The 13,335-nt window shown below is 64.0% G+C and carries 9 protein-coding genes; 7 read left to right on the top strand and 2 right to left on the bottom strand.

Going from position 1 to position 13,335, the window contains the following annotated elements; genetic code table 11:
* Positions 1–8 precede the first annotated feature (8 nt).
* From glgA to EN874_RS17860, 4 genes are all read left to right on the top strand, one after another.
* A complete protein-coding gene (gene glgA, locus EN874_RS17875; RefSeq protein ID WP_127426282.1) occupies positions 9–1,454 on the top strand; it encodes a glycogen synthase GlgA in 1,446 nt (481 codons plus the stop codon).
* A gap of 3 nt (positions 1,455–1,457) precedes the next feature.
* On the top strand, positions 1,458–3,086 hold the full coding sequence (locus EN874_RS17870) for an alpha-D-glucose phosphate-specific phosphoglucomutase (protein WP_127426281.1): 1,629 nt from the start codon (positions 1,458–1,460) through the stop codon (positions 3,084–3,086).
* Positions 3,087–3,258: 172 nt separating this feature from the next.
* Positions 3,259–5,259, top strand: coding sequence for a glycogen debranching protein GlgX (gene glgX, locus EN874_RS17865; protein ID WP_127426280.1), 2,001 nt, complete (start codon positions 3,259–3,261; stop codon positions 5,257–5,259).
* A complete protein-coding gene (locus tag EN874_RS17860; RefSeq protein ID WP_127426279.1) occupies positions 5,259–6,914 on the top strand; it encodes an alpha-glucosidase family protein in 1,656 nt (551 codons plus the stop codon). The genes glgX and EN874_RS17860 overlap by 1 nt, the downstream gene beginning before the upstream one ends.
* Positions 6,915–6,922: 8 nt before the next feature.
* Here the strand turns inward: EN874_RS17860 and EN874_RS17855 are convergent, their stop codons facing one another.
* A complete protein-coding gene (locus EN874_RS17855) occupies positions 6,923–8,614 on the bottom strand; it encodes a pilus assembly protein TadG-related protein (RefSeq protein ID WP_245513619.1) in 1,692 nt (563 codons plus the stop codon).
* A 176-nt stretch (positions 8,615–8,790) separates the two neighbouring features.
* Positions 8,791–9,360 carry a TadE/TadG family type IV pilus assembly protein gene (locus EN874_RS17850; RefSeq protein ID WP_245513607.1) on the bottom strand — a complete coding sequence of 190 codons (570 nt, stop codon included), beginning with the start codon at positions 9,358–9,360 and terminating at the stop codon, positions 8,791–8,793.
* 168 nt (positions 9,361–9,528) lie between these two features.
* Here EN874_RS17850 and EN874_RS17845 point away from each other — a divergent pair, with 168 nt between their 5' ends.
* From EN874_RS17845 to EN874_RS17835, 3 genes are all read left to right on the top strand, one after another.
* A complete protein-coding gene (locus EN874_RS17845) occupies positions 9,529–11,121 on the top strand; it encodes a peptide ABC transporter substrate-binding protein (protein ID WP_127426277.1) in 1,593 nt (530 codons plus the stop codon).
* A 173-nt stretch (positions 11,122–11,294) separates the two neighbouring features.
* A complete protein-coding gene (locus EN874_RS17840; protein WP_126085157.1) occupies positions 11,295–12,218 on the top strand; it encodes an ABC transporter permease subunit in 924 nt (307 codons plus the stop codon).
* A complete protein-coding gene (locus EN874_RS17835; RefSeq protein ID WP_127426276.1) occupies positions 12,211–13,335 on the top strand; it encodes an ABC transporter permease subunit in 1,125 nt (374 codons plus the stop codon). The genes EN874_RS17840 and EN874_RS17835 overlap by 8 nt, the downstream gene beginning before the upstream one ends.

The following is a 13,335-nucleotide window of genomic DNA, read 5'->3' as shown; positions in this document are numbered from 1 at the left end:
TGGAGCGCATGCAGGTTCTGTCGGTCACGCCCGAAATCTTCCCGCTGATCAAGACCGGCGGGCTTGCCGACGTGGCCGGCGCGCTGCCGATCGCGCTCGCCGGCAAGGGCGTGGCGATGCGCACGCTGGTTCCCGGCTATCCGGTGGTGATGGAGGCTTTCAAGAAAAAGAAGGCCGTCTACCAATACCCGCTGCTGCAGGGCGGCAAGGCTTCGGTCCATGCCGTCAAGATCGGCGAGCTCGACCTCTTCGTGCTCGACGCGCCGCATCTGTTCGATCGTCAGGGTGGTCCATATGGCACCGCCTCCGGCTCCGACTGGCCTGACAACTGGCGGCGTTTCGCGGCGCTGAGCCAGGTCGGCGGCGACATCGCCGGCGGCGCCATCTCCGGCTACCAGCCCGACATCGTGCACGCCCATGATTGGCAGTCGGCGATGACGCTCGCCTATATGCGCTACGGCAAGGCGGTCGGCGTGCCGTCGCTGATCACCGTGCATAACCTGGCTTTCCAGGGCCAGTTCGGCGCCGGCATCTTCGGCGAGCTCGGCTTGCCTGGCGTGGCGATGCAGCTCGACGGCGTCGAATATTATGGCGGCGTCGGCTTCCTCAAGGCCGGCCTGCAGGCGGCCTGGGCGATCACCACGGTGAGCCCGACCTATGCGCAGGAGATCCGCTCGCCGGAATTCGGCATGGGCCTCGACGGCCTGATCAACATGCGCGCCACCGATCTCTACGGCATCGTCAACGGCATCGATGTCGATATCTGGAACCCGGCGACCGACAGTCATCTGGTCGCCAATTATTCGGACGAGACACTTGCGGCGCGCGCCAGGAACCGCAAGGCCGTGGAGGACCGCTTCAATCTCGAAAATGACGACAGCCCGATCGTCTGCGTGGTCAGCCGGCTGACCTGGCAGAAGGGCATGGATATTTTGGCCTCGGTCGTCGACGGCATCGTTCAGCGCGGGGCCCGGCTGGCGATCCTGGGCTCAGGCGATGCCGGCCTCGAAGGCTCGCTGCTCGCCGCCGCCGCGCGGCACCGCGGCCGTGTCGGCGTCGTCATCGGCTATGATGAAGGCCTCTCGCACGTCATGCAGGGCGGCTGCGACGCCATCGTCATCCCTTCGCGCTTCGAGCCCTGCGGGCTGACCCAGCTTTATGGCCTGCGCTATGGCTGCGTGCCGATCGTCGCCCGCACCGGCGGTCTTGCCGACACCATCATCGATGCCAATGAGGCGGCGCTTTCGGCAGGGGTCGCCACCGGTTTCCAGTTCGCGCCGAACAATGGCGGCGCGCTGTTGCATGCGATCCGCCGCCTGGTCGAGGCGCATGCCAATCCCAAGAGCTGGGCATCGATCCAGCGCCAGGGCATGAAGGCCGATGTCTCCTGGGACAAGAGCGCCGAAAGATACGTCGAACTCTATCGCCTGCTGCTTTCGAAAAGGGTTGCCTGAAGCATGATCAAGACCGTCCCCACCAAACCCTATACCGACCAGAAGCCCGGCACCTCCGGCTTGCGCAAGAAGGTGCCGGTCTTCCAGCAGGAGAACTATGCCGAGAACTTCATCCAGTCGATCTTCGACGCGCTGGAAGGTTTCGAGGGCAAGACGCTGGTCATCGGCGGCGACGGCCGCTTCTACAACCGCGAGGTCATCCAGAAAGCCATCGCCATGGCCGCCGCCAACGGCTTTGGCAAGGTGATGGTCGGGCAGGGCGGCATTCTGTCCACGCCCGCCGCCTCCAACATCATCCGCAAATACAAGACTTTCGGCGGCATCATTCTGTCGGCCAGCCACAATCCGGGCGGCCCGCATGAGGATTTCGGCATCAAGTACAACGCCGGCAATGGCGGCCCGGCGCCGGAGAAGATCACCGACGCGATCTTCGAAAAGACCAAGACGATCTCGAGCTTCAAGATCGCCGACATCGGCAATGTCGACATCGACACGATCGGCACCGTCGAAGCCGGCGGCATGACGGTCGAGGTCTTCGACCCGGTCAAGGACTATGCCGAGCTGATGGAAAGCCTGTTCGACTTCGACGCCATCCGCGCCAATTTCAAATACGGCTTCCGCATGCGCTTCGACGCCATGCACGCGGTGACCGGTCCTTACGCCAAGGAGATCCTCGAGCGCCGCCTCGGCGCCCCCAACGGCACCTGCCGCAACTTCAAGCCGCTGCCGGATTTCGGCGGCCATCATCCTGACCCGAACCTGGTGCACGCAAAACAGCTCTATGACGAGATGATGGGTCCGGACGCGCCGGACTTCGGCGCTGCTTCCGACGGCGACGGCGACCGCAACCTGATCGTCGGCAAGGGCATCTTCGTCACCCCGTCGGATTCGGTGGCGATGCTTGCCGCCAACGCGCATCTGGCGCCCGGCTACAAGGAAGGCCTGAAAGGCATCGCCCGCTCGATGCCGACCAGCGGCGCGGCCGACCGCGTCGCGGAAAAGCTCGGCATCGGCATCTACGAGACGCCGACCGGCTGGAAGTTCTTCGGCAATCTGCTCGACGCCGGCATGGCGACGATCTGCGGCGAGGAAAGCGCCGGCACCGGCTCAAACCATGTGCGCGAGAAAGACGGGCTGTGGGCCGTGCTTCTGTGGCTCAACATCCTCGCCGTGCGCGGCGAGAGCTGCAAGGACATCGTCACCAGGCACTGGGAAACCTACGGCCGCAACTACTATTCGCGCCACGACTACGAGGAGGTCGAGACCGAAAGGGCGAACAAGCTGGTCGATGAGTTACGTGTCAAGCTCGGCTCACTGCCCGGCACCAGCGTGCGCGGTATGAAGATCGCCAGCGCCGACGACTTCGCTTATCACGATCCGGTCGACGGCTCGGTGAGCAAGAACCAGGGCATCCGGATCCTGTTCGAGGGCGGCTCGCGCGTCGTCTTCCGCCTCTCCGGCACCGGCACGTCCGGCGCCACGCTGCGCGTCTATATCGAGCGCTACGAGCCGGACAAGGCGAGGCATGACCTCGACACGCAGCAGGCGCTCGCCGATCTCATCGCCGCCGCCGACGACATCGCCGGCATCAAAAGCCACACCGGCCGCAACAAGCCGAGCGTGATTACTTGAGGGTGGTGCTGCGCGCCTTTCCTTCTCCCCTTGTGGGAGAAGGTGGATCGGCGCGCAGCGCCGAGCCGGTCGAGGGGTGTTGGCCGGATCGCCGTCATCGCCAAGCTGGAGCACCCCTCATCCATCGCCTTCGGCGACACCTTCTCCCACAAGGGGAGAAGGGGGAGCTCGCATGACCCAGCTCGGCGCCACCGTCACTCCCGAAGGCATCCGCTTTGCCGTCTGGTCCTCGTGCGCTCGACGCCTCTGGGTCTCGCTTTTCGACGAGAGCGGCAACCGCGAAATCGACCGGCTGGAGTTGAAGCCTGAAGGCGAGAGTGTGTATGCGCTCTCTGTCTCCGGCCTCGTCCCAGGCACGCGCCACGGTTTTCGCGCCGACGGCGACTATGCACCGGAACGTGGTCTGTGGTTTGACCCGAACAAGCTTCTCACTGACCCCTATGCCGTCGAGATAGATCGCCCATATCAATACCACTGGCGACTCGCCGCTAAACGCAACGAGGGTGCCGATACGGCCTCGCTGATGCCGAAAACAGTGGCGCGCGCTTTGCCGCATCCGCTTTCACCCCAGCCGCCGCTGTTCCGGCCCGGCGGCCTGATCTACGAGCTCAATGTCCGCTCCTTCACCAGGCTGCATCCCGACGTCCCGGAGGCGCAGCGCGGCACCATCGCTGCGCTCGCCCATCCGGCTGTGATCGAGCATCTGCAAAAGCTCGGCGTCTCCGCTGTCGAACTGATGCCGATCACCGCCTCGATCGACGAGCGGCATCTGCCGCCGCTCGGGCTCCACAACGCCTGGGGCTACAATCCCGTCACCTTCATGGCGCTCGATCCGCGCCTGGCGCCGGGTGGCCTACAGGAACTGCGCGGTACCGTCGCGGCCCTGCGCAACGCCGGTGTCGGCACCATCCTCGATCTCGTCTTCAACCACACCGGCGAGAGCGACCGGCTCGGCCCGACTTTGTCGCTGCGCGGCCTTGACGCCCAAGCCTATTACCGGCATCTGCCGGACGGCCGGCTGGCCAATGACACCGGCACCGGCAACACGGTCGCCTGCGACCATCCGGTCGTGCGAGAGATGGTGCTCGACACGCTGCGCCATTTCGTCCGTTTCGCCGGCGTCGACGGCTTCCGCTTCGACCTGGCACCGGTGCTCGGCCGCGTCGGCGGCACGTTCGATCCCGATGCGCCGTTGCTCCAGGCCATCGCCGGCGATCCCGTGCTGGCCGACCGCGTGTTGATCGCCGAGCCCTGGGACATCGGTCCGAACGGCTACCAGCTCGGCAATTTCCGGCTGCCGTATCTCGAATGGAACGACCGCTACCGCGACGACGTTAGGCGCTTCTGGCGCGGCGACGCCGGTGTGATTGGTGCTTTGGCGACCCGGCTTGCCGGTTCCTCCGACGTGTTCGGCAGGACAGGGGAGCCGGTGAGCCGCAGCGTCAATTTCATCGCCGCGCATGACGGCATGACGCTGGCCGATCTCGTCGCCTATGAGAAGAAGCACAACGCGGCCAATGGCGAGCAGAATCGCGACGGCCATAATGACAATATCTCCTGGAACAATGGCGCCGAAGGCGAGACAGATGATGCGGCGATCACCGACGCCCGCTTCGGCGACCGGTGGGCGTTGCTTGCCACGCTCTTTGCCTCGCGCGGCACCATCATGCTGACCGCCGGCGACGAGTTCGGCAGAACCCAGCAGGGCAACAACAACGCCTATGCGCAGGACAATGCCATCACCTGGCTCGACTGGGCCCGCCGCGACGAGGCGCTAGAACGATACGCTTCGGCTCTCTCCGCGATGCGCCGTGCCTTTCCGGCGCTGTCGGACACGCATTTCCTGACCGGGAAGCCGTCCGATGCTTCGGCCATTCCGGACGTGGAGTGGCTGACGGAGACGGGTGCGCCGCTCGGCGAGGCGGAGTGGAACGATCCCGCGCGACATCGCCTCGTCATGATGCTCGGCGATAGCGGGAGCGGCCGCCTTGCCGTCATGGTCAATGGCGACCGCCGCCAATGCGTCTTCACCTTGCCCGCGCGGGAAGGCTTTCACTGGCATCCGGCGATCGAGACGCAGGCAGTCGACCTGGCGCGGCCGGTTCCTGGCCGCAGCGTGACATTTGTGATCGAGCGGCGTGCCGCAAAGGCTCGCGCCAGGAAGGGTTTGTAATGGCTGACGATAATGCCGGGCAGGGGGCCGAATGGTGGCGCGGCTGCGTCATCTACCAGATCTATCCGCGCTCCTTCCAGGACACGACCGGCGACGGTAGCGGCGACCTCAAGGGCATCACGGCGCGGCTCGCCCATGTTGCCTCGCTCGGCGTCGATGCGGTCTGGCTCTCGCCCTTCTTCAAGTCGCCCATGGCCGATATGGGCTATGACGTGTCGGATTATCGCGACGTCGATCCGATGTTCGGCACGCTGGAGGACTTCGATGCGCTCGTTGCCGAGGCGCACCGGCTCGGCCTGAAACTCATCATCGACCAGGTGATTTCGCATTCTTCGGACAGGCATGAATGGTTCGTCGAGAGCCGCGCCAGCCGCGACAATGCCAAGGCCGACTGGTATGTCTGGGCCGACGCGAAGCCGGACGGCAGCGCGCCCAACAACTGGCAATCGCTGTTCGGGGGCCCCGCCTGGGAGTGGGACGCCACCCGCCGGCAGTACTACATGCACAATTTCCTGGCTGCGCAGCCCGACCTCAATTTCCATACTCCGGAGGTCCAGGACGCGCTGCTCGACACGGTGCGCTTCTGGCTGGAGCGCGGCGTCGACGGCTTCCGGCTGGATACCGTCAACTACTATTTCCACGACCGCTGGCTGCGCGACAATCCACCCTTGGCCTCAAGCGTCGCCGGCACCAATGGCGCGACCACCACTTATGCCTTTCAGGAGCATCTCTTCGACAAGACGCGCCCCGAGAACCTCGACTTCCTGAAGCGTTTCCGCGCGCTACTCGACGAATATCCCGACCGCGCCGCGGTCGGCGAGGTAGGCGACGAGGACCGTTCGTTGCAGACGCTCGCCGCCTACACGTCCGGCGGCGACAAATTGCAGACGTGCTACACCTTCGATCTGCTCGGCCCGCAATTCTCGGCCGCCCATGTGCGCGGCTGTGTCGAGGCCCTCGAGAATGCGGTTGCCGACGGGTGGGTTTGCTGGGCCTTCTCCAACCACGACGTCGTTCGCCATGTCAGCCGCTGGACGCAGCCCGGCGACAACCCGGATATCGTGGCGAAATTCTCGATCGCGCTGCTCTGTTGCCTGCGCGGCTCGATCTGTCTCTACCAGGGCGAGGAGCTCGGGCTGGAGGAAGCCGAACTCGCCTATGAGGATTTGCGCGACCCGCTGGGCATCCGCTTCTGGCCTGGCGTGAAGGGCAGGGACGGCTGCCGCACGCCGATGGTCTGGGAAGCCGGCGCTGAAAATGGCGGCTTCTCGACAGGCAAGCCCTGGCTGCCGGCGCCGCAGGCGCATCGCGGTCGCGCGGTCGATGTGCAGAGCGGCGAGGGCGGCTCCGTCCTTGCTGCCTATCGCTCGATCGTTGCCTTGCGCAAGCGCCGTCCGGCGCTGATCGGCGGCTCGATCCGTTTTCTCGACGCGGAGGGCGATGTGCTGGCCTTCATACGCCAGCACGAAGACGAGACATTGTTATGCGTCTTCAACTTCGCCGGCGAGCCGGCGAACTGGACGCTGCCGGCAGAGATCAGGGATGTCGAGATAACGGCGCTTGCTGTTGACGTCGCCGGCGTTCTTGGCGGCGTTCTCGAAGAGGTAGCGCTGGCGCTGCCGCCCATAGGTTGCTTCGTCGGCAGAATTGGCTGACAGCCAGCCTATTGGACGAGCACCGAGCGCCCGCAGACGGCGCCGGTTACGCGCACATCGGCCTCGCCGACATGCACGCCAAGCGCCGCGAGCACGTTGTAGACGAGGTCGTCGACCGGTGCGGTCACGCCGTTGAGCAGCGTCGTCACCGCCGGCTTCACCGTGCCGAGCAGGGCGGTCACGTCGAGACCGAGGCCCAACGCGTTGGCCGACAGCGACAGGTTGTTCACCAGCGAGGTGGTGAGCGACTGCGTCAGGTTCTTGGTCGACACCGTCTTGATCGTCTTGCTGGCGATATCGGTGGCGTTGAAGGTCAGGGTCGTCGGCGTCATGTTGGTCATCGAGAAGGCCGACGATCCCTTGATCTGCAGCAGGTTGAGATTGACCAGGGGCAGCTTGGCCTTCACATCGGCGATGTCGGCGTCGCTGAAGGATTGCGGTTCGGTGAAGTCGGCAAAGCCGCTGGCGTTGTTGTCGGCGAGATGCGCCGAGACGACCCCGGGTTGCGCGGCGATGGAAACCTTGATGCTGGAGGGGCCGGTCGGGCAGCTTATGTCGGTCAGCTTGGCTTCGGCATAGGCGGCCTCGACATTGAGAGGCAGGTTTACGGCGAGCAGCTTGATGCCGCCGCCAAGGGTCGGTGTGCCGACCGTGACGCTGGCGTTGAGCTTGATGCGGGTCTGCGCGGTGCGCAACACGGTTCCCAGTTCGCCGACCGCCAGCCAGGGCGAGGACTGCATGGGCTCGCCGATGGCCACCTGGAGCGTCGTCGACGTCAGCCCGGGTACGGTTGCCCCGAGATTGACGGCAACCTGGTTGGTGCCGTTTGCTAGTGCCGCGGCCGCGGTCACCATGCTCATCGCGCTGGCGTCGACCGAAAGTCCGGCGGGCTTCTGCCCGAGGCCGAGGTTCCCCACCGAGCCGAGATCGAGGAACTGGCTGAGCGGGATCTTGACTGTATTGGTGGCGCTCGAGGCCATGGTCTGCAACGCGAGCTTGGCCGTCCGGTCGAGTTCGGGCACGTTGGCCATCGCGGTCGCGATCTGGCCGACCGTTGCCTTCGAGGCGAGCACGTCCGAATAGGTCACGCCAGTCAGGTGCAACTGCGTCGCCAGCGCATCGGTGAAGGAGAGCACGTCGACATCAGCCGAGATCAGCGAATTGTAGTCCATCACGCTGAGCGAGATGTTGCCGCCGAGAAGCCCGCCGAGCAATGCGTTGAGGATGCCGCCATTGACGCTGGCCAGCCGCGACCCGACCGAGAACGCCGCTTCGGGCTGGGCGCTGGCTGTGGCTGTCGTGCCGATCACCGGCGGCGCCATCATCGAGGCGGCGAAATAGAGCGTGCCCAGCTTCTTCAGCGACACCTGGACGGCGTTGTAGGGTAGCTTGCCTGGCTCGAAGCGGCTGCCGGCCGCTATGGAACTGACCCCCGAATAGCGCCCGGGCACGACCTGCACGACCGCCTTGCTGCCGGTCGGCGCGATGTTGGTTCCCTGTTGCTGCACGGCGACGGACGTGATCCCGTTGTCCTTCAGCGTCGTCAGCACCGCCTGCTGGGCATTGTTGATGTTGGCGGCGGCGGTGATGGCGGCGAGGTCGACGATCGACTGCGCGGCGCGGCGTTCATTGTAGAGCGAGCCCTCGTCGACGGCGAAAGCGGTCAGCGCCAGCGCCACCGGCGTGCAGAGCGCGGTCATGACCGCGAAATTGGCACGGCTGTCGGCGATCAGCCGTCGCGCTGCGTCCACCAGAGCAATTCCAGGAAAAGTGTGAAACGGTTTTCCGTCCGGATTTGCGTCAGAAAAAAGAGCTAGAGCGGTTCTGCGTTTCCAGGAAACGATGACCCGCTCCAGTCCCCCCTTGGAACTGCGCATCATATGCCTCCGACCCGGATCGTCGACTGACGCTGGATCGTGGTGCCCGGCAGCGGCAGCGTCCGGAACAGATTCCAGATCGGCAGGTTGCGCGCGTCATAGCTGACGGACACGACGAACTGGCTGCCGTCGACGGCGCTGTCCTTGGCGTCGACCGTCAGCTTCTTGGGGTCGACAAAGGGATAACCTGCAACGTCGTGGGTGATGAAATCGGTGACCAGCGCCTGCCGCTCCGTCTGGTTGAGGCCGGCAATCGCCGTCCGTGCCGCGTCGGCGGCGATCTGCTGAACCGAATGGCTGGCGCCGAAATAGATTCCGTATGCAACCATCCCGAGCAACAGCAAGATGAAGATCGGCGCCAGCATGGCGAATTCGACCGCCGATGTGCCCGCGGCGTCAGCCCGGAAACGGAACCAAGGAGCGAGGAATTTTCGGTTCTTCAGCATGGTCCGGAGAATGCCAAAACCTGCCTGCAAAAACCGAAAACGACCGGAACAACCGAAAGGTGCACCAAGTTGAATGGAGTGATTAAATATTAGAGTTTGCTGTTTTAGCAGAGTGATGCTCACTCAACGTCAAGCAGCGGGCAGTTGAAATAAGATTTCGCTCTGTCTAGTCTCCCGCCACCAGCCGCCGGAAGGGACCGGCGGCACGCTCAAAAAGGGACCCGTTGAACGGTTCCAGGGCGGCAACACTCAAGGCGTGGTTGAGGGGCCGCGCCAAAAGGGAGAGACTTCATGCTGAAAAACCTGCTGAAGGCGACCGTGTTCGCCACCACCATGGCCTTGGCGACCGGGGCCTTCTACACGCCCGCCTTCGCCGAGACCGTGTACAACCGCGGAGCCGCCGCCGAGGCGGAGACGGTCGATCCGCACAAGACGTCGACGGTCTACGAAGCCGACATCATACGCGACCTGTTCCAGGGTCTCGTCATGCATGACCAGAAGACGAACCTCATTCCGGGCGCCGCCGAAAGCTGGACGGTGTCCGACGACGGCACTGTCTATACCTTCAAGCTGCGCAAGGACGGCCTCTGGTCGGATGGCAGCCCGGTGACGGCGGACGACTTCGTCTACTCGTTCCATCGACTGGAAGATCCGGCCACCGCTGCCGAATACGCTTCCATGCTCTATCCGGTGAAGGGCGCCGAGGACTTCAACACCAAGAAGGGCAAAGCCGAGGATATGGGCGTGAAGGCGGTCGACGCCAACACGCTGCAAGTGACGCTGAAGGCTCCGACGCCCTATTTCCTGGAGATGCTGACCCATCAGGCGACCTATCCGGTCAACAAGGCCTCCATGGACAAGCTCGGCGCCGACTGGATCAAGCCCGGCAAGCTGGTTTCCAACGGCGCCTATATGCTGACGGAGTGGGTTCCCAACGACCATATGAAATTGGTCAAGAATCCGAAGTTCTGGGACGCCGCGAGCGTCAAGCTCGACGTGGTCAACTACATCCCGACCGAGGATCGCTCGTCTGCGATGAAGCGCTTCGAGGCCGGCGAACTCGACAGCTATGGTGACCTGCCGACCGAACAACTCGCCGATCTCAAAACCAAATTCGGTGACCAGGTCCGTGTGGGGCCATATCTCGGCACCTACTATTATGCGGTCAAGACCGACAAGGCGCCTTGGGACAATGTCGAGCTGCGCAACGCCATCTCGATGGCGATCGATCGCGACTTCCTCGCCGAGAAGGTCTGGCAGAACTCGATGCTGCCCGGCTATTCGATGGTGCCTCCGGGCGTCGAGGGCTACACGCCGGCACTGGCCAAATACGCCGACATGCCGCAGATCGACCGCGAGGACGCGGCCAAGAAGATCCTGGAGAAGCTCGGCTATACACCCGAGCATCCGTTGAAGATGGAGATCCGCTACAACACCTCGGAGAACCATAAGAACACGGCGGTCGCCATCCAGGAACAGCTGAAGCCGCTCGGCGTCGAGGTGACGCTGCTCAACACCGACACCAAGACCCACTACAGCTTCCTCGAGCAGAAGGGCAATTACGACGTTGCCCGCGCCGCCTGGATCGCCGACTACAAGGATCCGGAGACCTTCCTCGGCATCTCGCGCAAGGCAAGCGGCAACAACTACTCGAACTACAACAGCCCGGCCTACGAGGCCGCGATGGACAAGGCGGCCGCCGCCGGCGGCAAGCCTGAGGAACGCATGAAGGACCTCGCCGAGGCCGAGCGCATCCTCGTCGACGATGTCGGCCAGATTCCGCTGCTCTACTACAGCTACCACGACATCGTTTCCTCGAAGCTGCATGGCTTCGATGACAATGTGATGGACATCCATCCGTCCCGCTTCATCTCCAAGGACTGACAAGGAACCTTGGCCGTGCCGCCGCTCTCTTTTGGGAGCGGCGGCCGCGGTCTGTCGTCGTGCCGGGCCGAAAGTCGGGTTGGATTTTCAGGCTGCCCGGTGCGAAGATCAGAGATGCCAGCGCGCCACGGTCTCGTCTGGAGAGCTGTCGCCCTGGCTGAAGCGGGGCGCCGATGCTGCGTTATGTCTTCCGGCGGCTGTTGACCGCCATCCCGACGCTATTCGTCATCGTGACGGTGGCGTTCTTCCTGATCCGTGTCGCGCCAGGCGGCCCGTTCAACCAGGAGCGGGGCTTGAGCCCCGAGATCAGGGCCAATCTCGAAGCCCAGTTCGGCCTCGATGATCCGCTCTGGCTGCAATATGTCCACTATCTCGGCAATCTTTTGCGCGGCAATTTCGGCCCGAGCTACAATCTGCCTGACTTCACCGTCACGGAGCTCTTCGCCAAGGGCCTGCCGATCTCGGTGCAGATCGGCACTTCGGCGCTCGTGCTGGCGCTGCTGCTGGGGAGCATCCTCGGCACCATCGCGGCGCTCAACCAGAACAAAATAGCCGACTATTCCGTGATTGCCTTGGCCACCGCCGGCAGCACTATCCCGACCTTCGTCATCGCCCCGGTGATCCAGCTCGTCTTCGGGCTGTCCTGGAAGCTGTTGCCGATCGGCGGCTGGGGTGACGGCGCCTTGATCAACAAGGTCGGGCCGGTGCTGACGCTTGCCCTGCCGCAGATCGCCATCGTCGCCCGCCTGATGCGCGGCTCGATGATCGAGAGCCTGCGCTCGCACCATATCCGCACGGCCCGCGCGCTCGGTCTCTCGGACTGGTCGGTGGTGGTCAAGCATGCGCTGCGCGGCGCCGTCCTGCCGATCGTCTCCTTTACCGGTCCCGCGGCTGCGGCGCTGCTCACCGGCTCGATCATTGTCGAAACCATCTTCTCCATTCCGGGCGTCGGCCGCTATTTCGTCGATGCAGCGCTCAACCGCGACTACACGCTGGTCATGGGTACCGTGGTGGTGATCGCGGTCTTCACCATCGTCTTCAACCTGATCGTCGATCTTCTCTACGCGGTCGTCGACCCGAGGGTGCGCTATGACTGACCTTGCCGTAGCCGTTCCGGAGCCGATCGTCGGCCGCTCGCTCTGGGGCAATGCCTGGGCGCGGCTGAAGCGCAACCGCGCCGCCATGTTCAGCCTTTACTATCTGGCGTTCATTGCCGTCATCAGCGTTTTCGGCCCGATGGTCGCGCCGCATGAATACACCACCATCTACGGCGACTACGTGCGCACCCCGCCGAGCCTCTCGGCCTACCCCAAGCCCGACATGATCCAGACCGCGCTGACCGACGCCATCAAGCGCATGCGCGTCGACATTAAGGAGTGGCACCAGGACGGCAGCCGCGTGATCGTGACGGTCACGTCCAAGAAGCCGATAGACGACCGCTACACCCGTTATCTCGATCGTTCCGACGCCTTCGACGACACCAGGATCGAGAGCAAGTCGCCGGACGGGCTCGAAGTCACGATGAGTTCCGCCATCAAGCAGCAATATTTCATCTTCGGCACCGACAACACAGGGCGCGACCTGCTTTCGCGTACGCTGATGGCCGGGCGCATTTCGCTGGCCATCGGCCTGCTTGCCGGCGTCGTCGCCGGCGTCATCGGCGTGATCTACGGCGCGACGGCCGGCTTTGCCGGCGGCAGGGTCGACGAGGTGATGATGCGCATTGTCGACGTGCTCTATTCGCTACCGTTCATCTTCTTCGTCATTATGCTGGTTGTGTTCTTCGGCCGCAACTTCGTGCTGATGTTTCTGGCGGTCGGCGCGGTGCTGTGGCTGGACATGGCGCGCATCGTACGCGGCCAGGCGCTGTCGATCCGCAGGCAGGAATATGTCCAGGCGGCAGAAGCGATGGGCGTCGGCCATCGCGGCATCCTGGTGCGCCACGTGATCCCCAATCTGCTCGGGCCGGTGGTGATCTACATGACGCTGCTGGTGCCGCAGGTGATCATCCTGGAAAGCTTTCTCTCCTTCCTCGGTCTTGGCGTGCAGGAGCCGATGACCAGCTGGGGTGTGCTGATTTCCGTTGGCGCCAAGAACATCGGCTATGCCAACTGGCTGCTGATGTTTCCGGCCTTCTTCCTCGTCTCGACGCTGTTTGCGCTGAATTTCGTCGGCGACGGCCTGCGCGACGCGCTCGACCCGAAAGATCGATAG

Source organism: Mesorhizobium sp. M1D.F.Ca.ET.231.01.1.1 (genome assembly GCF_003999155.2).
Taxonomy (GTDB): domain Bacteria; phylum Pseudomonadota; class Alphaproteobacteria; order Rhizobiales; family Rhizobiaceae; genus Mesorhizobium.
Note: the sequence above shows the minus strand (reverse complement) of the source record. Positions and strands in the feature narration are given on the sequence as shown.

Coding starts and splice junctions, on each gene's coding strand:
- glgA (WP_127426282.1), top strand. CDS start 9: ATGCAGGTTCTGTCGGTCACGCCCGAAATCTTCCCGCTGATCAAGACC.
- EN874_RS17870 (WP_127426281.1), top strand. CDS start 1,458: ATGATCAAGACCGTCCCCACCAAACCCTATACCGACCAGAAGCCCGGC.
- glgX (WP_127426280.1), top strand. CDS start 3,259: ATGACCCAGCTCGGCGCCACCGTCACTCCCGAAGGCATCCGCTTTGCC.
- EN874_RS17860 (WP_127426279.1), top strand. CDS start 5,259: ATGGCTGACGATAATGCCGGGCAGGGGGCCGAATGGTGGCGCGGCTGC.
- EN874_RS17855 (WP_245513619.1), bottom strand. CDS start 8,614: ATGACCGCGCTCTGCACGCCGGTGGCGCTGGCGCTGACCGCTTTCGCC.
- EN874_RS17845 (WP_127426277.1), top strand. CDS start 9,529: ATGCTGAAAAACCTGCTGAAGGCGACCGTGTTCGCCACCACCATGGCC.
- EN874_RS17840 (WP_126085157.1), top strand. CDS start 11,295: ATGCTGCGTTATGTCTTCCGGCGGCTGTTGACCGCCATCCCGACGCTA.
- EN874_RS17835 (WP_127426276.1), top strand. CDS start 12,211: ATGACTGACCTTGCCGTAGCCGTTCCGGAGCCGATCGTCGGCCGCTCG.